Below are 23008 nucleotides of genomic sequence, written 5' to 3'. Positions count from 1 at the left end.
TGTCGGCTCCTCCCATTACGCGGTGTCGATATGGCTGACCCTATGAGGATCTAATCAGCCTTGTCGGCAGGCGCGTAATCCACCCGGCCGCCTCAGGACGGGACGAGCCGCATGCGGTCGCTGCCGCCGTCGGACAGGAACGACGCCAGCGCCCCTCCCTCCTCGGCCACTGCGGCCCGCTCGGCGGTGGAGAGGCCGCGCAGCGGGGTGACGAGCACGGTGTCGTCCTCGACGGTCCAGGTAGCCGAGACCCGGCCGTCGACCAGCACCACCCGGGCGCCGGCGACCGACAGGCCGCGGTGGACGTCGTCGATGATCCGGCCGCGGTCGTCGTAGCCGAGGATCGCGTTGTCGAAGGCCGGCAGGAACCGCACCGGGGCGGGCGCGCCGGGGTCGGGGCGCGGCGCGCCGGGCAGGTCCAGCAGTTCCCGGCCGCGCTCGTCCCGGAAGGCGACCAGTTCCTCGCGTACCGCGGCCACGGCCGCCGGCAGGCCCGCCAGGCCGGACCAGGCGCGCAGGTCGGCCGTGGCCGCGGGGCCGTACGCCGCCAGGTAACGCCGTACGAGCGCCTGGCCCACGGGGTCGGAGCCGTCGGCGGACGGCGGGTCGACCTCGCGGCCCAGCCAGGACGACAGCGGGAGGTTGCGCACGGCCGCCCTCGTCCGCCACAGCCCGCGCGGCGGGAGCTGTGCCATCGGGACCAGCGCGGCGACCAGCATCTCGCCCAGCGCCCGCGGCCCCGGCGCTGGCCAGCGGCCGGCCACCGCCCGCGCCAGCTGCGACATCGAGCGCGGCTCGCCGTCGGCCAGCACCGCCCGTCCCGCCGCCGCGAGCTCGTCGAGGTCGACCCCGGCGAGCTCGCGGCGGTAGACGCCGAGCACCCGCTGGCGCAACATCGCGTCGTGGCGGCCCCGCCAGGCCAGGACGTCGGCGGTGGTGACCAGGTGGACCGTGCGGCGCATCAGGTGGGTGCGCACCACGCCCCGGCCGGTCAGCAGGTCCGCCAACGCCGCCGGATCGAAGGCGCGCAGCCGCGACCAGAGCCCGGTGAAGGGCTCCTGCGGCTCCTGCGCCTGCAGGCCGCACAGGTGCGCGACGGCGTCGGCGACCGGCAGGGCGGCGCGGTCGAGCAGCAGCTGCCGGGCGAGCGTGGCGCGGTTGAGCGCCCTGGTGCTCAGAACGGTCATCTCTTCTTCCCTCTGGTTCAGGACGCGCCGTGCTCGACGATCCGGGTCACCCCGAACCGGTCCTTCACCATGCCGTGCAGCGGCACCCACTGCGCGGGCCCGAGCGGCCGCACGACGCTCGCGCCCGTGGATCACAACAGTGACGGACATGGCAGGCTCCTGGCCGGTTCGGCTCGTGGTCGCCGGGGGCCGTCCGGCTCCCGGTTGCGCCGCCCATGCTGGCCAAGGAAGCGGTCAGGTTGTGGCCTCTATTTGCGGCACCATGGAGAAACTGCGGAAGACCTCGGCACGCCTGCCGGCCCTGCTCTCGCTGCTGCAGATGCGCCGCGACTGGCCGGGGGCGCTGCTCGCCGAGCGGCTGCGCTACACCGCCGCCGTCTCCTGACTCGGTTCACTTCTTCGGCAGGCGGGCGACGTCGGAGACCGGGCCGAGGTGGGCGAGCTTGTCGGGGTTGACCACCGAGTGGATCGCCTGGACGACTCCGTCGGCGACGTCCAGCTCGACCACGCCCGCCACCCGTCCCTCGGCGTCGTACATGACCGCGCCCGGGCGGCCGTTGATCCAGGCGATCCGCGCCGAGACGCCGAGCGCGCGGACCCGGCGCAGCCCCGCGACCAGCATCTTCACGACGCGCGACGCCCCGGCCGCCGGTCTGGCCATCGCCTGCGCCTTGCCGCCGCCGTCCCCGTGCAGGACCACGTCGGGCGCGAGCAGGCCGAGCAGCGCGTCCAGGTCGCCGCCGTCGGCCGCGGCGAAGAACCTGCGGGCGAGTTCCTCGCCCTCCGCCCGGCGCGCCAGGGGGCGGGCGCCGTCGCGCGCCTGCCTGCCGGTGGCGATGCGCTGCCTGGCGCGGGTGAGGATCTGCCGGCAGTTCACCTCGGTCTTGCCGGTGATCCTGGCGACGTCCTGGTAGCCGTACCCGAACACCTCGCGCAGCATGAGCACCGCCCGCTCCACCGGCGAGAGGGACTCCAGCAGCACGAGGAACGCCATCGACAACGAGTCGGCCAGCTCGGCGTGCTCGGCCGGGCCGGGCTCGCCGGTGTGCGCGACGACCGGCTCGGGCAACCATTCGCCTACGTACGTCTCCCGTCGCACCCGCGCCGAGCGCAGATGGTCGATGCCCAGCCGCGTCACCGCGGTCGTCAGGTACGCCTTCGGTTCGGTGACCTCGGTGCCCACGTTGCGCGCCCTGGTCAGGCCGAGGAACGCGTCCTGCACGATGTCCTCGGCGTCGCCCACGGACCCGGTCATCCCGTAGGCGATGGAGAACAGCAGCGGACGGTAGCCGGTCACGTCCGGTTCCCGCGCCTCGCCTGCCGGTGTGCCGCGGCTCATCTTCTCGGCCTTCTCGTTCGGGGACGCCTCCATACGGTAGTCGCACGCCGGAACCTCCTCGTGCGGAGGGCGGGTGCGCCGGCGCACGCCGGTCACCACGCGATCGGGCCGAGACGATCGACGAAGACGCCGGTCGGGCCGTCGGAGCCGGCGGTCGCGAGCCCGACGATCGAGTCGGTGCCCTCGGTGACCGTGAGCCGGCCGGTGTGGTGGTTCATGTCGGTGGCGGCGAACGTGTGGTTGGCGGTCTCGCCGGGGGTGACGGCGTTGAACCGGATGCGGGGGAGCGCCTGGGCGTACCGGACGGTGATCATGTTCAGGGCCGCCTTCGAGGAGCTGTAGGCGAGCTCGTGCATCTTCGAGACGGGCTGGTCCGGGTCCGTGACGACGGCGAAGGAGCCGGCGGCGCTGGACACCATCACCACCCGCGGGTGCTCGGCGGCCTGGAGCAGGGGCAGGAAGGCGTGGGTGACCCTGATCGGGCCGTAGACGTTGGTGTCGTAGACGGCGTGGATCTCGTCGGCCGTGGCGTCCGCGGGCGGGACGGCGTTGCCCGGCGCGCCGGCGTTGTTGATCAGCACGTCCAGGTGGCCGGTGTGCTCGCCGACGAGCCGGGCGGCCTCGGTCACCGACGCGTCGGAGGTCACGTCCAGGGGGACCATGATCACGTCGATGCCGGCGTCGGCCAGCCGGGCGGCGGCGGCCTTTCCGCGGCCTTCGTCGCGGGAGCCGAGGAAGATCGTCCAGCCGAGCGCGCCGAGGCGGCGAGCGGCTTCCAGGCCGAGGCCCTTGTTGGCGCCGGTGATCAGGGCGGTGGTGCGTTCCGTGTTCGTCATGCGCTCTAAGACGGAACACCCCCTATGCCTGTGACACTTTGTGATCGACCTCACATGACATGGAGGCCGAGGGCAAGATCGGCGCGCTTACGGGCGTCGGCGGACCAGTGGGGGGCGTTCCACTGATCCGCGATGGCGGCGGCCCGGGCGAAGTGGGCGGCGGCCTCATCGGCCCGGCCGAGGAGGAGGGCGAGCTCGCCGAGGGTGTGGGCGACCGGGCGCAGGGCCAGCGACAGGCTCTCCACACCGGCCGGGGGGCCGTCGCGGTGGGGGAGCAGGTCCGCGTAGATCTCCGCGGCGGCGTCGCGGTCGTCCAGTGCGACGGTCGCCATCGCGCGCAGGCTCGTCAGGAACGTGAAGAAGAAGTCGGGCCGGATCGGGCCCGGTGACGTGCGTGCCTCGTCGCCGCGGCCGGCGGCGAGGAGGGCGAGCGCGAGCAGGTCGGTGACCATCGGGCCGAGCGCCTCGTGCAGAGCGCGCACGTCGTCCAGGTGGTCGCCGAGCGTGCCGTCGTTCAGCCAGATCACCGCCAGTGCGAGGCCGCGGAAACCGGCGTGCACCGATCCGGCGCGTTCCATGTGTGCGGTGGCCTCGGTGTAGAGGCGCTCGGCGTCGGTGAACCGGCCCTCGACGAGGTCCAGGGTCGCCAGCGCGATCTCGGCGGCGCTGATCGCCTCCGGCATCCGGTAGGCGCGGGCGAGGTCGAGCGCCTCCCCGGTCACGCGGCGCATGGTCGCGGGGTCGTTGGCCGCGGCGGCGTTCGCGGCCTGGTCGAACAGCCCGGTCACCCGGTAGACGGGCAGGTCGTGCTCGACGCCGATCTCCACCAGCTCGCGGGCGTACTCCTCCCGCCTGGTCTCACCGGACAGGACGAGAAGCGCTGCGGCCCGGAGGCGGGGATCGGCGGTGAGGTCGAGTACCTCCCGTGCCGCCGCCATGACGGTCGGACCGTCCTCGCCCACCAGCTCGTTGGCGTACGCGACGAGCAGCCGGGACCGCACGTCGGGGGCGAGGTCGGTCCGCTTGAGCAGGCGGCTGAGGCGGCCGACGACGGGACGGTCGACCGTGCCGTACGTGCGGGCCTGCCAGGGGGTGGGCTCGGTCCAGGCGGTGAACGCGGCGATCATGAGGTCGTCGCGGCCGATCGACTCGGCGTACTCCACGGCCTGCTCGCGCGTGTCCCTGGCCGCGGCGACGGCCCCGGCCCTGATCTGCGCGCGCAGCAGCCTGCCGAGCAGGCCGACGCGCTCGTCCGGATCGCTGGAGTTGGCGACCGCGTCGGTGAGGAGGGCGGCGGCCACGTCGTGGGCGTAGCGCGCCTCGGCCAGCTCGGCGGCCCGCACGCAGTAGCCGACGGCCTTCGGTGATCCCGCTCGCGCATAGTGATGGGCGAGCGCCGCGACGTCGCCGGTGCCCTCCAGCGCGGCGGCGATCCTGGCGTGCATCCTGGCGGCCCGCAACCGGCTGACGTCGGCGACCAGTGTGTCCCTGACCAGCGCGTGAACGAACCGGACGCGCCCCGGCCCCGGCTCGTCGAGCAACCCGGCGATGACGCCCGCGTCCAGCGCGTCCAGCACGCCGTCCGCGTCGGTGTCGGCGGCCCGCACGAGCACGTCCACCGAGCTTTCCCGGCCGGCGACCGCCGCCAGCCGCAGGACGGACACGCCGCTCTCGGGGAGCCTGGCCAGCCGGCGCCGCAGCACGTCCCGTACGCCCTCGGGGACCTCGGAGAGCGCGACCAGCGCACCCTCGCCGTTCAGCAGCCGCGCACTCTCCCGCACGTAGAACGGGTTGCCGCCGGTGCGCTCGGCGATCCCCGCCACCGTCGCGTCGTCGGCCTCGCTCTCGGCCCGTACGAGCTCGGCCACCGCTGCGCCGTCGAGCCCGGGCAGCGCGAGGCGCAGCGGCGCGGTGCGGGCGAGCGCACCCAGCGTCTCGGTGAGGTGCTCGCTCTCGTCCTGGCGGTACGCGGCGACGACCAGGATCGGGGCCCGCACGCCGACGCCACCGCCGAGCAGCCCCAGCGTGGTCGTGTCCGCCCAATGCAGGTCGTCCAGCACGACGGCGACCGGCCGTTGCGCGGCGGCCGCCGCGAGCCAGCCCCACACGGCCCGCCGCAGCCGGAAGCGCCCGGCGGCGGCGTCGCCGCCCACCGGCATGGAGTCGGACAGCAGCGGCGCCAGGTCTTCCGTGAACTCTCCCGGAGGAACGGTCGCGGCGACGGCCCGCAGCGCCTCGACCCACGCCCACGCGGGCGGCGCGCCGTCGACCTCCGGACAGCGCCCGGCGGCGACGAGCCAGCCGTCGCGCTCCAACCGCGCGCCGAGGTGCTCCAGGAGCGTCGACTTGCCCAGCCCCGCCTCCCCGGTGACAAGAGCGACGCGCGCCCCGTCGGCGGCGGCCTCCCCGGCGGCCGAGACCAGCGCGGCGAGCTCGCCCTCCCGCCCCACGAAAGAGGCGGCGCGGTGCGGGGGCTCGGCGTGCGGAGGCTTGGGGGCCGGGAGTGGGGGGACGGCCGTGCGGAGGATGTCGATGCGCTGGGCGAGGATCGCCTCTTCCAGGGCGACCAGGTCGGGGCCGGGGTCGAGACCGAGTTCGTCGGCGAAGGTGGCGCGCGCCCGGCGGAGCGTCGCCAGGGCGTCGGCCTGGCGGCCACTGCTCCACAGCGCCAGGGCGTGCAGCCGCCAGCCCTCTTCACGCAGGGGTTCGTCGCGGGTGAGCCGCTCGGCCTCGGGGACCACCGAGACGGGGTCGCCCGCCCGCAGGCCCGCCGCGACGTGGAGCTCGCGGGCGACCAGGAGCAGCTCGTGCAGGCGGGCGGTCTCGGCGGCGGCCCACGGCTCGTCGGCGACCTCGGCGAACGCGGGCCCCTGCCACAGGCCCAACGCCTCGGCCAGCCGGGCGCGGGCGGCCCGAGGCTCGGTGAGCGTGCGGGCCTCGTCGAGCAGGTCCTCGAAACGCCAGGCGTCCACCGACTCCGGCGGCAGCCGCAGCGCGTAGCCGGGGGCGGCGCTCACCAGGAGGCGGGCCGGGGTTCGGGGCGGGCGGCCGGGTTCCAGCAGCCGGCGCAGGTTGGAGACGTACGCCTGGAGGGAGAGCAGCGCACGGGACGGCGGCTCACCGCGCCAGAGGTCCTCGATCATCCGGTCGACCGACACGACCTGTCCGCGCGCCGCGACCAGGAGGGCCAGGACGCCGCGCTGCCGCGGGCCTCCCAGGGGGACGGGCTCGCCGTTGACCTCGGCGCCGAAAGAGCCCAAAACCCGGATCAAGACCATGACGTGCAACATCCTACGCGCGGGGCGTTCCCAAGCGGTTCCAAGTCCCCGCCCAACGCCGGGAGCAGGCTTGACCCGTCGAACCGATAGACCGGCTCACCCGTCCTCAAGGGGGCAGGTGAGCTGCGACGTCGTGGGCATGGGAGGTCGACTTTCCGAATGGCGTTGCACCCCTGTCACGTCGGCTCGTCGTCCCGGCTCATACGGATGAGTGCAACCACATGAGGAGGAAAACATGCAGTTCGTAGAAGCCGACGAAGCGACGATGCGGTCGATGCCGGCCCCTACCAGGAGCTGACCTTCCGCGGCACCTGCTCCGGCGCGGACTACACCATCTACGCCCACCTGTCGTCACCCGTACGCCCGCCGGTCCCTCCGCCGGCCCTGTCAGAGAGAGGGTCGGCGTCAGGTCACCGGTGAGGTCGGCCGGGCCGGAGTCCCTTGCTGATCCGGGTGCGCAGGGAGTGCAGGGCCTGCCTGAGTTCGGCAGGTTCGATGTCGGTGAGGTCGGCGTCGAAGGTGAGGAGCAGTCCTGCCAGTCCTGGCCATGACCATGCGCCGAGTGTGAGCCGGCATGTGGCTTCGGTGGCGTACTCGACGGTTGATCCGCCGGGGGCGAACCGGGCGACGGTGGAGGCGGGCAGGGCGAGGACGGCTGAGCCGCGGCACGGCCATTCGGCGGCGGCGTCTCCGCGGTCGTGTGCGGTCATGACGAAGGTGACGGGATCGCCGTGCGGGATGTCACGTCGGCCGAAGGGCGTGTGCGTGGGCATGTGTGCCGTGATGCGATCGACGCGCATCGCGCGCCATCGGCCCGCATCGGGGTCGAAGGCGACCAGATACCAGCGTCCGGCCCACACCACGAGATCGTGCGGCTCCAGCCTCAGCGTGACGGGTTCGCCGTCACCGGTGTAGTCCACGCGAACAAGGTGCCGCCGGTTGATCGCGCCGCCGACGGCACGGACGATCTCGGCGTCGATCGGCGGCGCGGGGAACTCCCAGTAGTTGCGGGCCGAGGAGATGGTGAAGGCCTCGGCGTGCAGGCGGCTACGCGCGGGCATCGCCTGGCGCAGCGTGGCCAGAGCACGCGCCGCGTTCTCGCGGATGCCGGACAGGACCGCCGGCACGGTCTGGAGCGCGACGGCCGCGGCGACGGCCTGATCCTCATCGAAGACGACCGGCGGCAAGCGGGTGGCGCGACCGAGCCGATACCCTCCCCCCGCGCCGCGGACGGCCTCGATCTCGTACCCGAGTTCCCGGAGCGTATCGATGTCGCGACGTACGGTTCGTACCGACGCTCCGAGCCGGGTGGCGAGCTCCTCGGCGGTCAGGGTCGCGCCGATCCCGAAGATCGACAGCAGCTTGAGCGCCCGCGCGGAGGTAGCAGCCATGATTCGCCGATTCTCTCACCGGTAGCGGTCACTCGATGGCAACTATGCCGACGATGGTGGCCGCCATGACCGCTTCACCGAGCCCTCGAAAGGGCACCCCCGTCACGGAGGCTTCTCCGACCCCCATCGTCGGCGCCGGCGCGACCGCGGCGCTGCTGGTGGTGCTCTTCGGCTCCTTCGTGGACCTTCTCGACGCCACGATCGTCACCGTCGCTGCACCGGCGTTAGCGCAAGATCTGGGCGCCGGCGACGCTCAGATCCAGTGGACGATCGCCGCCTACACCCTCACCCTGGGCGCGGGCCTGATCACCGGCGGACGGCTCGGCGATCAGTACGGACGCAAACGGCTGTTCATGATCGGGCTGGCCGGGTTCATGGTCACCTCGGCGCTGTGCGCGCTGGCCGTCGATCCGGGCATGCTCATCGGCATGCGGGCCGGGCAGGGACTGACCGCCGGGATCCTCGTCCCGCAGGTGTTCGGGATCATCCGGGCATCGTTCGCGCCGGCCGAGCGTGCCAAGGCGTTCGGCGCCTACGGAGCGGTCCAGGGTCTCGCCTCGGTGGCCGGCCCGCTCCTGGGCGGGCTGCTCGTCGACATCAACCTGTTCGGCCTGGGCTGGCGCACGATCTTCTGGATCAACGTGCCCGTCTCGGTCCTGGCGCTCGTCATCGGCGCGAAGGTCCTGCCGGAGTCCCGCTCCGCCTCGACCGCGCGCCTGGATCTCCTGGGCGCGCTGCTCGCGGCCGCGGGCATCCTTCTCCTGCTGCTGCCGATCATCCAGACCGAGACATGGGGACGGACCTGGGCCGGCTACGTGCTCCTCGCGGCTGGAACCAGCCTGCTAGCGATCTTCCTCGTCCACGAGCGCCGACTCGTCGGAAAGACACCTGTCTTTGACCCGGCTCTGCTGAGAATCCGCGCCTTCGCAGTGGGCCTGGGCGCTTCGGTGCTCTTCTTCGGCGGCATCGGCTCGTACTTTCTCACCCTCTCGGTCTACCTCCAGGAGGGAACCGGCCGAACCGCATGGGAGACCGGCCTGGTGATCCTCCCGTACGCGCTCGGCTCCATCATCACGTCCGGGCTCGGCGTCGCTCTCGCCGCCAGGGCGGGCAGAACGCTCCTGATCGTCGGCTCGCTCACCATCGCGGCGTCTCAGCTCGTCCTGTGGTTCATCGTCAAGGACGGCGACGATCCCGGATACTGGCTCCTCGCCCTCGCACTCTTCGTCGGCGGCCTCGGGCTCGGGCTCGCCGCACCCATTCTCGTCAACGTCGTCCTCGCCGGCGTCCCCGGACGCGACGCGGGCGCCGCGGGCGGGGTGCTCTCCACCGTCAACCAGGTAGGCGGCGCCGTCGGCATCGCCGTGCTCGGCACGATCTTCTTCGCCTCCGTCACCGGTTCGGCCACCGGAGCACCGGCGCTGCCCGACTACAGTCACGCGTTGGGCATCGTCCTGGTCGTCTCCGCCGCGCTGTACCTGATCACGGCGCTCGTGATGCTCGCCCTCCCGAAAGCCGCGATCGAGCACGCCGAGTAGGGCGGCACCGTCCACCTGCTGCCTCGTCTGCTCCGACTGCCGGACGGCGGCACGCAGGGTCCGCTGTTCCTGTCCGCTGGTCATCAACTCCTGGCGCGGCGACGACGACACGCCGGAGGCACCGTACGTCTGACTGGTCGGCCGGATGTGGGGCGCATGCCCGGCAGGCGTCCAGAGCCACGGCGTTGACCTGCGGCGCCGAGGTTCTGGACGTCGCGGGACGCCGTACGGACACCCCTTCACCTTGCCAGTGCACGCTCACGGTCAATTTCCGTATTTGAATTTCCAGAAATTAGAAACTGTTAGGGTGTCGCCGTGACTGCGGAGGTCGGCGTGGTGACGCCTTGCAAGCATTGTGGAGCTCCCGTCGAGCAGCGGCCGGGCAGAGGGCGGCCCAAGTCGTACTGTCCGGAGAAGGGATGCCAGGCGGCGGCCAAGCGGGAGCGCGAGCTGCGGCGGGCGACCCCGGGGCTGGAAGGCGCGCTGGCCAGGGCCGAGCAGTTGTACGACAGGATGGAGAGCGGCCTCGTCGCGGCCATCGAGCCGCTGGCCAAGGCCCTGGCCGACGAGCTGAGCCCGGCCGGGGTCGAGGCCAAGCTCAGCGCCGTCCAGGCCGAGGCCCACACACGTGTGGCGATCGCCCGCACCGAACGCGAACAGGCCTTCGAGCAGGTACGCCTCGCCCGCGAGGCCACCGAGCACGCCCGCCGCCAGACCGCCGAGATGCGAGAGCGGCTGGAGGAGGCCGAGAACGAGCGTGAGACGGCCCTCCAGGACGCCGAACGTGCCCGCGAGCAGGCCCTGGCCGCGTTGCGCGAGGCGGCCAGCACCGAACGCCAGGCGTTGCAGACCGCCGAGAAGGCGATCCGGCGGGCCGAGCAGGCCGAACGGCGGGTGAAGGAGACCTCGCGCCAGGCGGAGCTGACCGAGCAGACCAGGGATCAGGTCGTTCAGGAGCTGGCCGAGCAGGTAGAGGCGGCCGAGGAGCGGGCCGGGGAGGCGCGGGCGCAGGCCGTACAGGCGGGGGCGGAGGCCGACCGGGCGCGGGAGGAGAGAGATCACGCCCGCGAGGAGACGGCGGCCGCCGGGCGGGCGCGCGAGCTGGCCGAGCGTGCGGTGATCGCGGCCCGGGCCCGGGAGGAGGCGGCCGCGCAGGAGCGGGAGCGGGCCGTGGCGCGGGCCGAGCGCGCCGAACGCGCCGCCGCCGAGGCCGAGCGGGACGGGGCGGTCGCGCTGCGGGAGGCCGCCCAGGCCGCGACCGAGGCGGGCGAGCTGGCCCTGAAGCTGGCGGCGGCCGAGCAGGACGCCGCCACGGCGCTGGCCAAGGAGCGCAAGCAGCACGCGCGGGAGAAGGCGCGGGCCACGGCGGCGGTCAAGGAACGCGATCAGCTGCTGGCGGAGTTGCGGCTGGAACGTGTACGGCTGGCGGACGTGCGGGCCGAGCTGGAGGCGGCACGCGCGGAGGCCGCCCGCCTCCGGGAACGAGCGGTCGCCGCCGAACTGCGGGCGCAGGGACCGGCCCGGCCCCCCGAGCCCGTGTCCGACCATGCGCCGTGAACCGGGGAGCCCAGGTGACACGGCACCCGGATGCCCTCGCTCGGGGCAGATCCAGGGCTCCTCGTCGGTGCCGGTGGAGACTGCGTGCGGGTGCCACCGGAACACGGCAGAGACGGGCCGCGGAGAGAGGTTCGGCCGGGTCAGCCTCGACCGTGGGGATCGCGACGGGCTTGCCGGCGGGTGCGGCAGGTGGCGTGGGGCGCGTCAGGTGTTCGGGTCCGGCTGCAGGTTGGCCAGGCGGCGGGCCAGCTCGTCCCGCTCGCGGGTGACCTGGGCGAGCTCATGCTGCAACTCCAGGATGAGGCGGATGGCGGGCAGGGTCATGCCCTGGTCCTTCATGACGACCACTTGCTGGATGCGGTTGATCTCGCGGCGGCTGTAGCGGCGTTGCCCGCCGGTGGAGCGCTGCGGGGACACCAGCTGCTGGTCGTCGATACGGCGCAGGAAGGCCTGCTGCACCTGAAGCATCGCCGCGACCTGGCCGACGGTGAACAGGGGCGCGTACTCGTCATCGAGGGAAAAGCTCATCCAGGGGGGCTCCCTTCTCCCGGGAGTGGTGATGCCGGCGGGCGCACACCCGCCCCGGCGCTTGTGCTCTGCGCCGCCGGGGGCGGGTGCGCGCCCGCCGTAGCGTTCGGACGCTCCTGCGGAGTGTGGTCCCCCTGGGTGGTCAGCGCTTGATCGCCTTGTGAATGTCGCCGCCATGGTGGATGGCCACCTTGCGCGGCTTGGCGCGCTCGAGCACCGGGATGCGCACGACCAGCACGCCGTTGGAGTAGGCGGCGTCGATCGCGTCGGCGTCCAGGTGCTCGGACAGGTAGACGCGGCGGGTGAACGTACCCATCACCCGTTCGCGGACGAACACTCGCTCGTCCTCGCCGTATTCCTCCTCGCGGCGCGCCGACACCGACAGCACCCCGCGGTCGACGGTCACTTCGATGGAATCGGGGTCGATGCCGGGCAGATCGAAGCGCAGCACCACATCGTCGGCGCGGCGGATCCCGTCCATCGGCATGACCGCGCCGCCGCTCTGTGCGGCGGTCTCGCGGGCCAGCCGGTCGAACTGACGCTCGAACTCCTGCACGAACGGGTCGATCGACGTCAGCAGCATCATCGTCACCTCCGAAGACCCCCGAGCCGCCTTCCCGGCCCGGGCTTCCTGTCCCTTCCCTATGAGGGAACCTCTCGTTCGGATTATAAGAATCTGCAGGCCCGGGTTGTCAAGAATGCAGATAACCCCAGCTCGAAGCAGGCAAACGGCAGCATCACCAACGGTCTCGTGGAGTCAGGGATGAAGGCAGTCCGTCCGACGGCGGGTCCGTCCGGCAGGAAGGCGGAGGAAGCGGGCAGCATGGGAGCCGCTCCGTTTGTTGATCAGGCTGGATGCTGCGGGCTCGCTCCCTGGGCGTGCCCGCAGAAAGGGCGCATCACCGGTGCGTCTACACGGGGTGCGGAAGATCAGCCTCGAGGCGCGGGCACCTGGCAGCGGGGCCCAAGCTCCGCCCGGCGCCGCCTGCTGCGCCGGCCCCCCTCCGCGGAGGGGCTGGTCGTCAGATTGGCTGTGGGCGGCCGAACAGCAGGTCGTAGCCGGGCGGGAGCTGCAGCAGGATCCGCTTCATCAGGTCCTCGCCCGCGGTGTCGGCCACGACGCTGAGCACGGCGCTGACGTCCCACGTCGCGGTCTTCTCCGTGGAACCCTCGATCCAGGCCGCGGTCGCCCGGACGAACCGCTCGGGCGTCAGCGGTTCGTAGGCCGGCAGAGGGTTGAGCAGGACCTGCGCCAGCGTCTCGGGGAGCCAGGCGGCCAGCTCATTGCGCACCTCGCCCACCAGGTGCGCGCCCAGCAGGGCCAGGACGACGCGGGATGCCTGCTCGGCCTCCTCCCGCGAGGGGTATTCGCCGCGCTCCTGGGTCGCGGCCAAGAACGCGTCCCACCGCATCCGCATGATGCCCCTTCCTGTCCGACAGCCGCCGCAGCGGCGGGCCTGTCACACGGGATGGGAGCCCCAATCCCCGGTTCCGGCCCGTCACGGCTGACCGGCACAAGCCCGCACAGTAACCGCCAAGCCATCACCCAAGTCCGATACGTCCCCGTCACCGGTGACCGCTAACCGCTACCGACCACATCACCCTGCCCACCGCGGCCGGCGACGTCCTCCGCCGGGCCCGCGCTGGTGAGAGCGGAGGTGCCCGGATGAGGGTGGTGGTGGTCGACGGGCAGCTCATATGCGAGGGCCACCCCCGTCATCGTGGAGACGACGGTGAGGACGCACCTCGACAACGCCTTCGCCAAGATCGGCGTCCGCCACCGAACCGAGGCGGCGAACCACGTCCGTCAGAGCCTCTGAGCTACGGAGTGCGGGGAGGTGGCGACGCCCCGCCAGCGCTTCCGGGCGTGCGGTTGCCTTGCCGGCCGGTGCCGGGGGCGGGGGACAGCGCGGCGGACGTCCCGTCGATGAACACGCGCAGGCCGTGTTCGAACGCCTTCTCGCCGACCGGCCCACCGCCCTCGCGCAGGGCGGCCAGCAGCATGGCCGGCGCCTGCTCCAGGGACCCCGGCGTCGGCGCCGCAGCCTGCTCCTGGAGGACGAATCCGTTCACGTAGTAGGTCAGGGAGGCGATCGTGTGCAGCGCCAGGGCCGGTGTGAAGCCGCGTTCGACCATGGCCGTCAGCTCCTGATCGAACAGGGCCACGGTCTCGGGGCCCAGTGAGCGGGCGTGGGCGACCACGCGTGCGCCGTCACGCCGGGCCAGCAGCGTGGCACGGTACGCCCGCGCGCGGCGCAGGAGCCAGTCCTGCCAGGACTCGTCGTCACGGGGCGGCCCCATGCCCGGAGCCCGGCAGATCGCGTCGGCCATCCCGTCGAGCAGTTCCTGCTTGGTGCGGATGTGCCAGTACAGCGCGGGGGACCGGACGCCGAGCTCCGCGGCGAGCCGCCGAACCGTGAGCCCTTCCAGCCCCACCTCGTCCAGCAGACGAAGTGCGGTGTCGATCAGTGTCTGCTTGGTAAGGCCGGGCCTCTTGTCGTCGGGCATACGCGTAGCTTAGCGTTGCTAAGTGACGTCCTTAGCAATGCTAAGTGAGGAGGCGCGGTGGGTGTTCACGACGAGGGGCAGGGGCCGCCGATCGTGATGGTCCATCCGGGGCTGTCCGACGGGAGGCGATGCGGGAAGGTGGCCGCGCTCCTGTCCGGCCGCTACCGGGTGCTGCGACCGGACCGCCTGCAGTACCGGCCGGAGCGCGGCGCGCCCGTCCAGGTGGAGCAGGAGGTCGAGGACCTGCTGGCGCTCGTACGGTCCGCCGGGGGGCCGGTGGTTCTCTACGGCCACTCCTCCGGCGCGGTGGTCGCGCTGGAGGCCCTGGTGGCCTCGCCGTCCTCGTTCGCCGGCGCTGTGATCTTCGAGCCGCCCGCGGTGATCGGGCCGCCGCTGTCGGGGGAGGGCGGCGTGGTGCTCCGGCGGGCTCGCGCGGCGATGGCGTCGGGCAGGCCGGGCAAGGCGTTGACGGTCTTCCTGCGGGGCACCATCGGCCTGCCGGGCTGGCAGGCGTGGCTCGGCGGCGCGATCACGGCCCTCATCCCGTACTACCGCCGTCTGATCCCCAGGCAGCTCGACGACCTGGAGGCGATGGACCGGCTGGGCGTGCGCCTCGACGCCTACGCCGCGATCGAGGTCCCCACGGTCCTGCTCGGCGGCGAGCTCAGCCCGGCGCACCTGGCCGAGCGGCTGGACGCCATCCAGCGCGTGATGCCGCGCGCCGAGCGGGTGGTGCTGTCCGGATGTGATCACGGAGCCGACCTGAAGAAGCCGGCCGAGGTGGCCCGCGTCATCCGGGAGCTGGCCGAGAAGGTGATCGTCGACTGAGCCCGCCCCCGAGGGGCGGGGCGCCGAATTCGATGTTGCCGACGGATCTCAGCCGCACGACACTTGGGCCATGCGGCCGGAGACCAAGGCGGCCGTACCGCAGGGACTCCGATTCACCGCGGCGCCTGAGTAGGGGCTACTCAGGCGCAGGGGCTCCTGGGTGGTCACACTCTGTGGGAACGGAGGTGGATCATGCGGTACCGGCTCGACCCCGCGGCCGAGGCCGAAGCAGCGCGCGGCAACCTGCTCGGCGGCCTCTGCACCGGAGGCGTGGCCTCGCTGGCCCACGCCTACAGGAGCGGCTGGGGCCCCGAGCTGAACGTCTACGTGGAGATTCCCCGCGACTCCGCCCTGTTCCCCCTGCTGTCCACCGGCGCCGGCCTGGCCTGCGCGCTGTTCACCGTCACGCTGGTCGTGCGGGTGGCCCGCCTGCGGATCGCGCTGTCGCAGCGACGGCAGGCGCGCGATCCGGTCAAGGCGCTGCTGCTGCCGCCCTCGGCCGAGCACGGCGCCGCCCTGCGGAGGTCGAGACCGGGCCGGGCCACGCTGGGCAACGTCCTGGGGCTGGTCCTGGCGTGGGTGGCCATCCCGCTGGCGATGGTGGGACTGGGCATCCTGCTCACGCCCGAGCGGATGGGACAGCGCGAGGAGGACGCGATCCTGTTCGCCTCCGTGGCCACCGGGGTGGGGCTGGTCGTGCTGATCGTGGTGGGCGTCGACGTCACGCGGCGGCGGCTGCTGGCCTGGCAGGTGCGCCAGCTCTCGCAGGACCCGGCGTTCGCCGAGCTGATGCCGCCCGCCACCGCCGCCCTGTCCCGCTACCGCGCGCCGGTCGTCCCCGAGCTGAGGATCACCAACTACGCGCCGCCCGGCGACGTCATCTTCGGCCTGCCCAAGGTCAGCGCCACCCGCAACGTCTTCGGCCTGCCGCCGCTGAACATCGCCTACTTCCGGCTGTTCGAGAACGAGCTGCGGATGCGCGACTTCGTCAAGGGGGCCTTCCGCCGCTGGGGGTATGTGCACCTGCTGCGCAGCGCCGCCTCCGTGCGCCGGTCCGACCTGGTGCGGATGCGCCGCGCCGGGACGCTCGGGAACCTGTTCGTCGCCTCCGACCAGCGCATGCGGCGCGAACTCGACGCGCGCTCCTTCGAGCCGCTGCCGCGCGGGTTCCACCTCATCAGGGACGTCGGCGGCAGAGCCCTGCCCGTCTGGGACTTCAAGGGCGGCTATCCCATGTCCGCCTTCCTGTGCCACGGCGCCTACTGGAAACGCGCCGTCGACACCCTCCTGGATCTGGCCGACCTCGTCGTCATCGACCTGTCGGGCTTCCAGAAGGAGAACATCGGCACCGGCTACGAGCTGCAGCGCGTCATCGACCGTTACCCCGTCCACCGCGTCGTCGTCCTGGCCGACACCGGCAGCGACACCGGCTACCTGACCACGCACGTCAGGCACGCGTGGTCGAGGATGGCGCCCGGCTCGCCCAACGCCGGCCACGGCACCAGGACCCTGCTGGTCGGCCAGGTCCCGGTCGGCGGCCACAGAGCCACGTACCACATCCTGTCCCATGCGCAGAAACGACTGAGGTGATCGATGGTGACCGCCCCGCGTGCCGAGCTGTCCACGCCGTCCGCTCCCGGCGACGACCTGGCTCCGGTGATCGAGCTCTACAAGCTCGCGGTGGAGATGGCCGACCGGGTCTCGGCCCGGCGCACCCTGGCCAACGCCTTCTTCCTGTCCATCCAGAGCGCGTTGCTGTCGGTCTCGGCGTTGTCGCTGTTCACCGGCGCGCGATCGTTGCCGGTCTCGATGGTGTTCGCGCTGGTCGGGGTGGTGCTGTCGGGCACGTGGTGGGTGCAGTTGCGCAGCTACCGCGATCTCAACCGGGCCAAGTTCGCCGTCATCAACGAGATCGAGCTGCAGCTTCCCGTGCAGCCGTTCGGGAAGGAGTGGCAGGCGCTGCTGGCCAGCCGTACGGGGCCGTGGCGCGGACGCTACGCCGACCTGGGCAGCACCGAGCGGATCGTGCCCGGCCTGTTCGTGATGCTGCATCTGCTCCTGCTGGCAGGCAGACTCTTGGCATGAACTATCTGGACGCCGACGCGCGCCTGATCCGCAGCCTGCTGCCCGCCGAGGCCGCGCCGCCGGACGACGCCGCCGAGCTGTTCGTCCTGTACGCGGTGCTGCTGCGGGCCAAGGGCGAGCAGGTGAGCGCCGAGGACGTCCACGATGCCTGGTCGGCGTGGATGAGCACCCGCGATCCCGGCCATCCGGCGCTCGTCCCCTTCTCGGACCTGCCGCTCTCGACCCGGGCGGCCGACGAGCCGTACGCCGTGGCCATCCGCGCGGCCGCCGCCCAGCGCCTGCGGTGACGCCGTCCGCCGAGGTCAGCGGAGGGGGCGGAAGAAGGTCCTGACGTCCTCGACGAGCAGGTCGGGGGCCTCCATCGCGGCGAAGTGGCCGCCCCGGTCGAACTGCGACCAGTGCACCACGTTGTGCTCGCGCTCGGCGATCCGCCGCACTCCGGCGTCCCCGGGGAAGACGGCGACGCCGTGCGGCAGCCCGGAGTACTCGGCCACCGCGCCCCAGCCCTTCTGCCCCTCCTTGTACAGGCGGGCGGCGGAGGCGGCGGTTCGGGTGAACCAGTAGATGCTCACGTCGGTGAGCATCTGGTCGAGGTCGACCGCGTCCTCGGGCAGCTCGCGGGCGGGGTCGGTCCATTCCTTGAACTTCTCCACGATCCACGCCAGCTGGGCGGCGGGGGAGTCGTGCAGGCCGAACGCGAGGGTCTGCGGCCGGGTCGCCTGGAGGATGGCGTAACCGGCCCGGTCCTGGTCCTGGTACTGGCCCAGACGGGCGAGCTCGTCAGGGGTGAGCCCCTGGAACTCGGCCGGGTCGCCGGAAGGGAATCCGAGCGCGCCGTTGACGTGCACGCCGACGACGTTCGCGGGCGCGGCGCGGCCGAGCATCGGCGAGATCACCGAGCCGCTGTCGCCGCCCTGCGCGCCGTAGCGGTGGTAGCCGAGCCGGTCCATCAGCACCGCCCAGGCCCGCGCGACCCGTTCCAGGTCCCAGCCGGTCTCGGTGGTGGGGCCGGAGAAGCCGAACCCGGGGATCGACGGGACGACGACGTGGAAGGCGTCGGACGGGTCGCCGCCATGCACCGCCGGGTCGGCGAGCGGGCCGATGACGTCCATGAACTCGGCGACCGAGCCCGGCCAGCCGTGCGTGACGATCAACGGCAGCGCGCCGGGCTCGGGCGAGCGGACGTGCAGGAAGTGCACGTTCTGGCCGTCGATGTGGGTGGTGAACTGGTCGAAGGCGTTCAGCCGCTCCTCGGCGGCCCGCCAGTCGTACGTGGTGCGCCAGTGCTCGGCCAGCTTCCTGGCATGCCCGACCGGGACGCCGTAGGACCAGCCCACGCCGGGCAGCTCGTCCGGCCAGCGGGTCGCCGCCAGGCGGGCGCGCAGGTCGTCGAGCTCGGCCTGCGGGACGTCGATGCGGAACGGGTGAATGCGCGGGTCGTCGTTCATGTCCAGCACGTTAGGGGCCGGTTAGGACAGTTCCGGTCCTAGCATGGACGGCATGCTGGAGACGTCGGCACGACTGTTGCGCTTGTTGTCGCTGTTGCAGACCCCCAGGGAGTGGTCGGGCGGTGAGCTGGCCGAACGGCTCGGCGTCTCGCACCGTACGATCCGCCGCGACGTCGACCGGCTGCGCGAGCTCGGCTACGTCGTGGAGGCCACCCCGGGCACGGCCGGCTACCGGCTCGGCGCCGGGGCGGGGCTCCCGCCGCTGCTGCTCGACGACGACGAGGCGGTGGCGGTCGCCATCGGGCTCGGCACGGCGGCGGTCTCCGGCGTGACGGGGATCCAGGAGACGTCGGTGCGCGCTCTGGCCAAGCTCGAACAGGTGCTTCCGTCCCGGCTCCGGAGCCGCGTCGGCGACCTGCGCTCGGTCACGGTCCCGCTGACGGGGGCGGCGGAGGCCGTGGACCCGGGCGTGCTCACGGCGATCGCCGCGGCGGTCCGCCACCGGGAGAGCCTGCGGTTCGACTACCGCTCCCACGACGGCGCGCGGGATCGCCGTGGCGCGGAGCCGTACCGGCTGGTCAACTCCGGTCGCCGCTGGTACCTGGTGGCCTGGGACACCGGCCGGGGCGACTGGCGCACCTTCCGCGTCGACCGGATGCGGCTGCGCACCCCGAACGGGCCGCGCTTCACGCCCCGCGAGCCGCCCGGCCCCGACCTCGCCCGTTACGTCTCCGAGCGGATCTCCGTCGATCCCTACCGTTACCGGGGGCGGTTCACGGTGCGGGCTCCGGCCGACGTCGTCGCCGCCCGGATGCCGCCGACCATGGCGGTGATCGAGCCGGCCGACGACGGCTCCTGCGTGCTGTCCGCCGGCTCGAACTCCCTGGACGAGCTGGTGATGTGGGTGGGGCAGCTCGGCGTCCCGTTCGAGGTGCACGAACCGCCGGAGCTCGTCGCGCACGTCCGCGACCTCGGCGCCCGCCTCCTCGACGCCGCCCGCCCGGCGTGACCCGACGCCTTGGCGGGCGGGGCCGGGGTGGCGCGGCGCACCCCACCCATGTCACACTCACTGTTATAGAACTCTTCCAAGAGTTATAGAACGAGGTGAATGTGCTGCCCAATCTGTCGCCATGGCGTGCGCCCGTCCCGGCGGACGGCCTCATGGGCGAGCCCGGCGCCCGTGGCCGGTTCGGCGAGTACGGCGGCCGGTACGCCCCGGAGTCCCTGGTGGAGGCGTGCCGCGAGGTGGACGAGGCGTTCCGGGAGGCGTGGGCCGATCCCGGCTTCCGAGGCGCCCTGACCGAACTGCTCGCCCTGCACGCCGGACGGCCGACCCCTCTGACCCCGGCCCGCCGGCTGTCGCAGGAGCTGGGCGTGCGACTCCTCCTCAAGCGCGAGGACCTCACCCACACCGGCTCCCACAAGATCAACAACGTGCTGGGCCAGGCGCTGCTCGCCCAGCGGATGGGACGGCGCAGGCTCATCGCCGAGACGGGGGCGGGCCAGCACGGGGTGGCCACCGCGACCGCCGCCGCGCTGCTCGGCCTGGAGGCCACCGTCTTCATGGGCGAACGCGACATCGAACGGCAGAGCCTGAACGTCTTCCGCATGCGCATGCTGGGCGCCGAGGTGGTCCCCGTCAGCACCGGCAGCCGCACGCTCAAGGACGCCACCAGCGAGGCCATGCGCCACTGGGTCGGCGCCACCGGCGACTCCCACTACTGCGTCGGCTCGGTCATCGGGCCCGACCCCTACCCGTGGATGGTCAGGGAGTTCCAGCGGGTCATCGGCGACGAGGCCCGCGCGCAGTTCGCCGCCGAGCTGCGGACCGGCGTGCCGGACCACGTCGTCGCGTGCGTCGGCGGCGGCTCCAACGCGGCCGGCACGTTCGCCGGATTCGCCGACACCCCGGCCCGCTTCGTCGGCGTCGAGGCGGAGGGCGGCGCCGGGGCCACCCTCGGCAGGCTCGGCGTCCTGCACGGCTGCCGCTCGCTGTTCCTCCAGGACGACGACGGGCAGATCGTCGAGGCGCACTCCATCGCCGCCGGGCTCGACTACCCGGGCGTCGGCCCGGAGCACGCCCACCTGCGCGAGCTGGGCCGGGCCCGGTACGTGACGGTGACCGACGAGGAGGCCGTCGCCGCGGCGCTGCGGCTGGCGCGCACCGAGGGGATCGTCCCGGCGCTGGAATCGGCGCACGCCCTGGCCTGGGTGATCCGCGAGGCCGGCGGCGAACTGCCCGCGGGGTCGACCGTGCTGATGACGCTGTCCGGCCGGGGCGACAAGGACATCTCCACCCTGAAGGAGCTGCTGTGACGCACACCCTGACCCCCGGCACGGTCGAACGCCACCTGCGTGCCCGCCGCGACACCGGCCGCGCCCTGCTCATGCCGTACGTCACCGGAGGCGTCACGCCCGGCTGGACGCAGTACCTGCGGGCGTTCGCCGCAGCCGGCGCGGACGCCGTCGAGGTCGGCCTGCCCTTCTCCGACCCCACGCTCGACGGCGTCACCGTCCAGCAGGCGAGCGAGACGGCGCTGGCCCGGGGGGCGAGCACCCGCCGGATCCTCGCCGACCTGGCCGAGGTCCGGGACCTGGGCGTGCCGCTGGTCGCCAGCACCTACTACAACCTGGTGCTGCACGACGGTCCCGAGGCGTTCTGCGCGGCGCTGCGCCGGGCCGGCGTCGACGGCCTGATCGTGCCCGACCTGCCGGTGCACGAGGCCGACGAGCTGGCCGGCGTGGCCGCCGCCGCCGGGGTCGACCTGGTCCTGCTGGCCTCCCCGGCGACGCCGGAGCCGAGGCTGGCCGAGATCGCGCGCCGCAGCCGCGGATTCGTCTACGCGGTGTCGGTGATGGGCACCACCGGCGAGCGGGCCACCCTGGCCGGCTCGGCGGCCGAGCTCACCGCGCGGCTCAGACGCCACACCGACCGGCCGATCTTGCTAGGATTTGGCATTTCCACGCCTGACCAGGCGCGGGAGGCCGGCCGGCACGCCGACGGAGTGGTGGTCGGCGCCGCGGTCATGCGGCGGGTGCTCGACGGAGCGGGGCCGGACGACCTGCGGGCCTTCCTTGCGACCCTGCGGAGGGCCCTCGACCAGGAGTGACGCACCACGATGACCCCCGATGCCGGGCATGAGGCGAGATACCGCGCCATCGCCGCCGACCTCGCCGCGAAGATCCGGTCGGGCCATTACGCCCCCGGCCAGGCGCTTCCTCCGCAACGGGAGCTGAGCGCCTCCTACGGGGTCACTCTCATGACGCTGCGCCAGGCGTTGCGCGAGCTCAGCGACGAGCGGCTGATCGTGCAGCGGCCCGGCAAGGGCACGTACGTGGCTCCGCCGCACCTGGCCTACCAGCTCGGCTCGCTCCGCAGCCTGGCCGACGACCTGCGGGAACAGGGTCATGACGTGCGTACCGTGGTGGCCGGGCGGGCGATGCGCCGGGCTCCCGACCGGATCGCCGCCGAGCTGCGGCTGCCACCCGGCGAGACGGCCCTGCGGCTGGAGCGGGTCCGGGAGTTCGCCGGGCGTCCCGCCGTCCACCAGGTGTCCTGGGTGCGCAGGCCGATGGCCGACCAGATCCGCGACCGCGACTTCACCGCCGTCTCCCTCTACACCGCGCTCGCCGACGCCGGGGTGGCGGTCGCGCGGGCGTCGGAGGTGGTCCGGCCCGGACTGCTCGACCCGGCCGCCGCGCGCCGCCTGCACGAGCCCGAAGGCAGTGCCGTGCTGGTCAGCACCCGGATCACCTACCTGCCGGACGGCGTTCCCGTCGTGTCCGACCATGCCACCATCCTGGGCACCATGATGGAGATCCGGACCGAACGCGCCGCCACCGGGCTCTCGCTCACCTGGCGGGCGACCAGCTGACGCCTTCGCCTCACCGCAGGGCGGCGATGGCCTGGTCGGTGTTCTCGTGGAAGGAGAGCAGGCGGGTCAACCCCATGATCTTGAACGCGTGCTCGATGTCGGAGCTGAGCCCGGCCAGCGCCAGGCCGGCGTCCGCCTCCTGGGCCCGCTGGTGCGCGCCGACCAGCACGGAGATGCCGGTGGAGTCGCAGAACCGCAGCCCCGACATCTCGATCACCAGGCCGTCGCCCGGCGCGAGGCCGAGCTCGTCGAGGGCCTCGCGCAGGCGGGGGGAGGTGTGGTGGTCGAGGTCGCCGGCCACCTCCAGGATGCGGATGCGGCCGGAGGGCGGCCGGGTGGCGATGTTCAGGCCGTGGTCGTGCTGCACTGGGGCTCCTCGGGAGAGACGCCCGTCGAGCGGGCGGGGACGGACAGGGCGAGCACGGCGGCGCTGACGTCCGGCTCCTTCCGCTCGCTCCGCCGGCGCATGCGCCGAGCAGGGGCGGAGGCCCGACCCCCGGAGTGGTCTGGCCTATTCTACCTACGGTCGAGGTGACGCCTGACCTGCCGGTCCACCGCATTGAAGGCGCCATCGCGGGCAGAGCACGTGGCGCACTCGAACCGAAGGGGG

Annotated in this window: 24 protein-coding genes; 12 read left to right on the top strand and 12 right to left on the bottom strand. The window is 72.9% G+C overall.

Going from position 1 to position 23008, the window contains the following annotated elements:
- Window positions 1-92 precede the first annotated feature (92 nt).
- Window positions 93-1187, bottom strand: coding sequence for a winged helix DNA-binding domain-containing protein (locus ACWCSU_RS24505; protein ID WP_449937749.1), 1095 nt, complete (start codon window positions 1185-1187; stop codon window positions 93-95).
- A 262-nt stretch (window positions 1188-1449) separates the two neighbouring features.
- Between ACWCSU_RS24505 and ACWCSU_RS24500 the strand changes: the two genes are divergently transcribed.
- Window positions 1450-1572, top strand: a complete 123-nt coding sequence (locus ACWCSU_RS24500) for a hypothetical protein (RefSeq protein ID WP_449938396.1) — start codon at window positions 1450-1452, stop codon at window positions 1570-1572.
- A gap of 6 nt (window positions 1573-1578) precedes the next feature.
- On the opposite strand, the gene ACWCSU_RS24495 is transcribed toward ACWCSU_RS24500, so the two are convergent.
- The 4 genes from ACWCSU_RS24495 to ACWCSU_RS24480 all read right to left on the bottom strand — a co-directional run bounded on the left by ACWCSU_RS24495 (window position 1579) and on the right by ACWCSU_RS24480 (window position 8031).
- On the bottom strand, window positions 1579-2613 hold the full coding sequence (locus tag ACWCSU_RS24495; protein ID WP_449937747.1) for an RNA polymerase sigma-70 factor: 1035 nt from the start codon (window positions 2611-2613) through the stop codon (window positions 1579-1581).
- Window positions 2614-2618: 5 nt separating this feature from the next.
- The gene (locus tag ACWCSU_RS24490; protein ID WP_449937745.1) at window positions 2619-3362 is read right to left on the bottom strand and encodes an SDR family NAD(P)-dependent oxidoreductase; all 744 of its coding nucleotides are present in this window, start codon (window positions 3360-3362) and stop codon (window positions 2619-2621) included.
- Window positions 3363-3412: 50 nt separating this feature from the next.
- Entirely contained in the window at window positions 3413-6640 is a 3228-nt protein-coding gene (locus ACWCSU_RS24485; RefSeq protein WP_449937743.1) for a BTAD domain-containing putative transcriptional regulator, read from the bottom strand.
- A 410-nt stretch (window positions 6641-7050) separates the two neighbouring features.
- On the bottom strand, window positions 7051-8031 hold the full coding sequence (locus ACWCSU_RS24480) for a helix-turn-helix transcriptional regulator (RefSeq protein ID WP_449937741.1): 981 nt from the start codon (window positions 8029-8031) through the stop codon (window positions 7051-7053).
- 65 nt (window positions 8032-8096) lie between these two features.
- Here ACWCSU_RS24480 and ACWCSU_RS24475 point away from each other — a divergent pair, with 65 nt between their 5' ends.
- The gene (locus ACWCSU_RS24475; RefSeq protein ID WP_449937739.1) at window positions 8097-9569 is read left to right on the top strand and encodes an MFS transporter; all 1473 of its coding nucleotides are present in this window, start codon (window positions 8097-8099) and stop codon (window positions 9567-9569) included.
- A 315-nt stretch (window positions 9570-9884) separates the two neighbouring features.
- Window positions 9885-11126: a hypothetical protein gene (locus ACWCSU_RS24470; RefSeq protein ID WP_449937736.1), complete on the top strand. Its 1242-nt coding sequence runs from the start codon at window positions 9885-9887 to the stop codon at window positions 11124-11126.
- A gap of 204 nt (window positions 11127-11330) precedes the next feature.
- Here ACWCSU_RS24470 and ACWCSU_RS24465 read toward each other — a convergent pair whose 3' ends face one another.
- The 3 genes from ACWCSU_RS24465 to ACWCSU_RS24455 form a co-directional block, all read right to left on the bottom strand.
- Window positions 11331-11654 carry a MerR family transcriptional regulator gene (locus ACWCSU_RS24465; protein ID WP_357699522.1) on the bottom strand — a complete coding sequence of 108 codons (324 nt, stop codon included), beginning with the start codon at window positions 11652-11654 and terminating at the stop codon, window positions 11331-11333.
- 142 nt (window positions 11655-11796) lie between these two features.
- Entirely contained in the window at window positions 11797-12240 is a 444-nt protein-coding gene (locus ACWCSU_RS24460; protein ID WP_449937734.1) for an Hsp20/alpha crystallin family protein, read from the bottom strand.
- A 436-nt stretch (window positions 12241-12676) separates the two neighbouring features.
- On the bottom strand, window positions 12677-13072 hold the full coding sequence (locus tag ACWCSU_RS24455) for a DUF2267 domain-containing protein (RefSeq protein ID WP_364091879.1): 396 nt from the start codon (window positions 13070-13072) through the stop codon (window positions 12677-12679).
- Window positions 13073-13375: 303 nt separating this feature from the next.
- On the opposite strand from ACWCSU_RS24455, the gene ACWCSU_RS24450 reads away from it, so the two are divergent.
- A complete protein-coding gene (locus ACWCSU_RS24450) occupies window positions 13376-13474 on the top strand; it encodes a LuxR C-terminal-related transcriptional regulator (RefSeq protein WP_449937731.1) in 99 nt (32 codons plus the stop codon).
- Between the two features lies 1 nt (window position 13475).
- Here the strand turns inward: ACWCSU_RS24450 and ACWCSU_RS24445 are convergent, their stop codons facing one another.
- The gene (locus tag ACWCSU_RS24445) at window positions 13476-14162 is read right to left on the bottom strand and encodes a TetR/AcrR family transcriptional regulator C-terminal domain-containing protein (protein WP_449937729.1); all 687 of its coding nucleotides are present in this window, start codon (window positions 14160-14162) and stop codon (window positions 13476-13478) included.
- 57 nt (window positions 14163-14219) lie between these two features.
- Between ACWCSU_RS24445 and ACWCSU_RS24440 the strand changes: the two genes are divergently transcribed.
- From ACWCSU_RS24440 to ACWCSU_RS24425, 4 genes are all read left to right on the top strand, one after another.
- Window positions 14220-14990, top strand: coding sequence for an alpha/beta fold hydrolase (locus ACWCSU_RS24440; RefSeq protein ID WP_449937727.1), 771 nt, complete (start codon window positions 14220-14222; stop codon window positions 14988-14990).
- Window positions 14991-15182: 192 nt separating this feature from the next.
- Entirely contained in the window at window positions 15183-16580 is a 1398-nt protein-coding gene (locus ACWCSU_RS24435) for a hypothetical protein (RefSeq protein ID WP_449937724.1), read from the top strand.
- A gap of 3 nt (window positions 16581-16583) precedes the next feature.
- A complete protein-coding gene (locus ACWCSU_RS24430) occupies window positions 16584-17075 on the top strand; it encodes a RipA family octameric membrane protein (protein WP_357699537.1) in 492 nt (163 codons plus the stop codon).
- Entirely contained in the window at window positions 17072-17362 is a 291-nt protein-coding gene (locus ACWCSU_RS24425) for a DUF7701 domain-containing protein (protein WP_357699539.1), read from the top strand. The genes ACWCSU_RS24430 and ACWCSU_RS24425 overlap by 4 nt, the downstream gene beginning before the upstream one ends.
- 15 nt (window positions 17363-17377) lie before the next feature.
- On the opposite strand, the gene ACWCSU_RS24420 is transcribed toward ACWCSU_RS24425, so the two are convergent.
- On the bottom strand, window positions 17378-18523 hold the full coding sequence (locus ACWCSU_RS24420; protein WP_449937719.1) for an epoxide hydrolase family protein: 1146 nt from the start codon (window positions 18521-18523) through the stop codon (window positions 17378-17380).
- Window positions 18524-18575: 52 nt separating this feature from the next.
- On the opposite strand from ACWCSU_RS24420, the gene ACWCSU_RS24415 reads away from it, so the two are divergent.
- From ACWCSU_RS24415 to ACWCSU_RS24400, 4 genes are all read left to right on the top strand, one after another.
- Complete coding sequence (locus ACWCSU_RS24415; protein ID WP_357699543.1) at window positions 18576-19532, top strand: helix-turn-helix transcriptional regulator; 957 nt, start codon at window positions 18576-18578, stop codon at window positions 19530-19532.
- Between the two features lie 152 nt (window positions 19533-19684).
- Window positions 19685-20839 carry a tryptophan synthase subunit beta gene (gene trpB / locus ACWCSU_RS24410; RefSeq protein WP_449938360.1) on the top strand — a complete coding sequence of 385 codons (1155 nt, stop codon included), beginning with the start codon at window positions 19685-19687 and terminating at the stop codon, window positions 20837-20839.
- Window positions 20836-21633 carry a tryptophan synthase subunit alpha gene (trpA, locus tag ACWCSU_RS24405; RefSeq protein WP_449937716.1) on the top strand — a complete coding sequence of 266 codons (798 nt, stop codon included), beginning with the start codon at window positions 20836-20838 and terminating at the stop codon, window positions 21631-21633. Before trpB ends, trpA begins: the two co-directional genes overlap by 4 nt.
- A 9-nt stretch (window positions 21634-21642) precedes the next feature.
- Window positions 21643-22398, top strand: a complete 756-nt coding sequence (locus ACWCSU_RS24400) for a GntR family transcriptional regulator (RefSeq protein WP_357699549.1) — start codon at window positions 21643-21645, stop codon at window positions 22396-22398.
- Window positions 22399-22408: 10 nt separating this feature from the next.
- Here ACWCSU_RS24400 and ACWCSU_RS24395 read toward each other — a convergent pair whose 3' ends face one another.
- Window positions 22409-22765, bottom strand: a complete 357-nt coding sequence (locus ACWCSU_RS24395; protein WP_449937713.1) for an STAS domain-containing protein — start codon at window positions 22763-22765, stop codon at window positions 22409-22411.
- On the bottom strand, window positions 22744-22866 hold the full coding sequence (locus ACWCSU_RS24390) for a hypothetical protein (protein WP_449937710.1): 123 nt from the start codon (window positions 22864-22866) through the stop codon (window positions 22744-22746). The genes ACWCSU_RS24395 and ACWCSU_RS24390 overlap by 22 nt, the downstream gene beginning before the upstream one ends.
- Between the last annotated feature and the right edge of the window lie 142 nt (window positions 22867-23008).

Source organism: Nonomuraea sp. NPDC001699, from assembly GCF_053596455.1.
The sequence above is the reverse complement of the archived record's forward strand: the minus strand, read 5'-3'. Positions and strand labels throughout refer to the sequence as shown.

Coding starts and splice junctions, on each gene's coding strand:
- ACWCSU_RS24505 (WP_449937749.1), bottom strand. CDS start 1,187: ATGACCGTTCTGAGCACCAGGGCGCTCAACCGCGCCACGCTCGCCCGG.
- ACWCSU_RS24500 (WP_449938396.1), top strand. CDS start 1,450: ATGGAGAAACTGCGGAAGACCTCGGCACGCCTGCCGGCCCTGCTCTCG.
- ACWCSU_RS24490 (WP_449937745.1), bottom strand. CDS start 3,362: ATGACGAACACGGAACGCACCACCGCCCTGATCACCGGCGCCAACAAG.
- ACWCSU_RS24485 (WP_449937743.1), bottom strand. CDS start 6,640: ATGGTCTTGATCCGGGTTTTGGGCTCTTTCGGCGCCGAGGTCAACGGC.
- ACWCSU_RS24480 (WP_449937741.1), bottom strand. CDS start 8,031: ATGGCTGCTACCTCCGCGCGGGCGCTCAAGCTGCTGTCGATCTTCGGG.
- ACWCSU_RS24475 (WP_449937739.1), top strand. CDS start 8,097: ATGACCGCTTCACCGAGCCCTCGAAAGGGCACCCCCGTCACGGAGGCT.
- ACWCSU_RS24465 (WP_357699522.1), bottom strand. CDS start 11,654: ATGAGCTTTTCCCTCGATGACGAGTACGCGCCCCTGTTCACCGTCGGC.
- ACWCSU_RS24460 (WP_449937734.1), bottom strand. CDS start 12,240: ATGATGCTGCTGACGTCGATCGACCCGTTCGTGCAGGAGTTCGAGCGT.
- ACWCSU_RS24455 (WP_364091879.1), bottom strand. CDS start 13,072: ATGCGGATGCGGTGGGACGCGTTCTTGGCCGCGACCCAGGAGCGCGGC.
- ACWCSU_RS24445 (WP_449937729.1), bottom strand. CDS start 14,162: ATGCCCGACGACAAGAGGCCCGGCCTTACCAAGCAGACACTGATCGAC.
- ACWCSU_RS24435 (WP_449937724.1), top strand. CDS start 15,183: ATGCGGTACCGGCTCGACCCCGCGGCCGAGGCCGAAGCAGCGCGCGGC.
- ACWCSU_RS24430 (WP_357699537.1), top strand. CDS start 16,584: ATGGTGACCGCCCCGCGTGCCGAGCTGTCCACGCCGTCCGCTCCCGGC.
- ACWCSU_RS24425 (WP_357699539.1), top strand. CDS start 17,072: ATGAACTATCTGGACGCCGACGCGCGCCTGATCCGCAGCCTGCTGCCC.
- ACWCSU_RS24420 (WP_449937719.1), bottom strand. CDS start 18,523: ATGAACGACGACCCGCGCATTCACCCGTTCCGCATCGACGTCCCGCAG.
- ACWCSU_RS24415 (WP_357699543.1), top strand. CDS start 18,576: ATGCTGGAGACGTCGGCACGACTGTTGCGCTTGTTGTCGCTGTTGCAG.
- trpB (WP_449938360.1), top strand. CDS start 19,685: ATGGGCGAGCCCGGCGCCCGTGGCCGGTTCGGCGAGTACGGCGGCCGG.
- ACWCSU_RS24400 (WP_357699549.1), top strand. CDS start 21,643: ATGACCCCCGATGCCGGGCATGAGGCGAGATACCGCGCCATCGCCGCC.
- ACWCSU_RS24390 (WP_449937710.1), bottom strand. CDS start 22,866: ATGCGCCGGCGGAGCGAGCGGAAGGAGCCGGACGTCAGCGCCGCCGTG.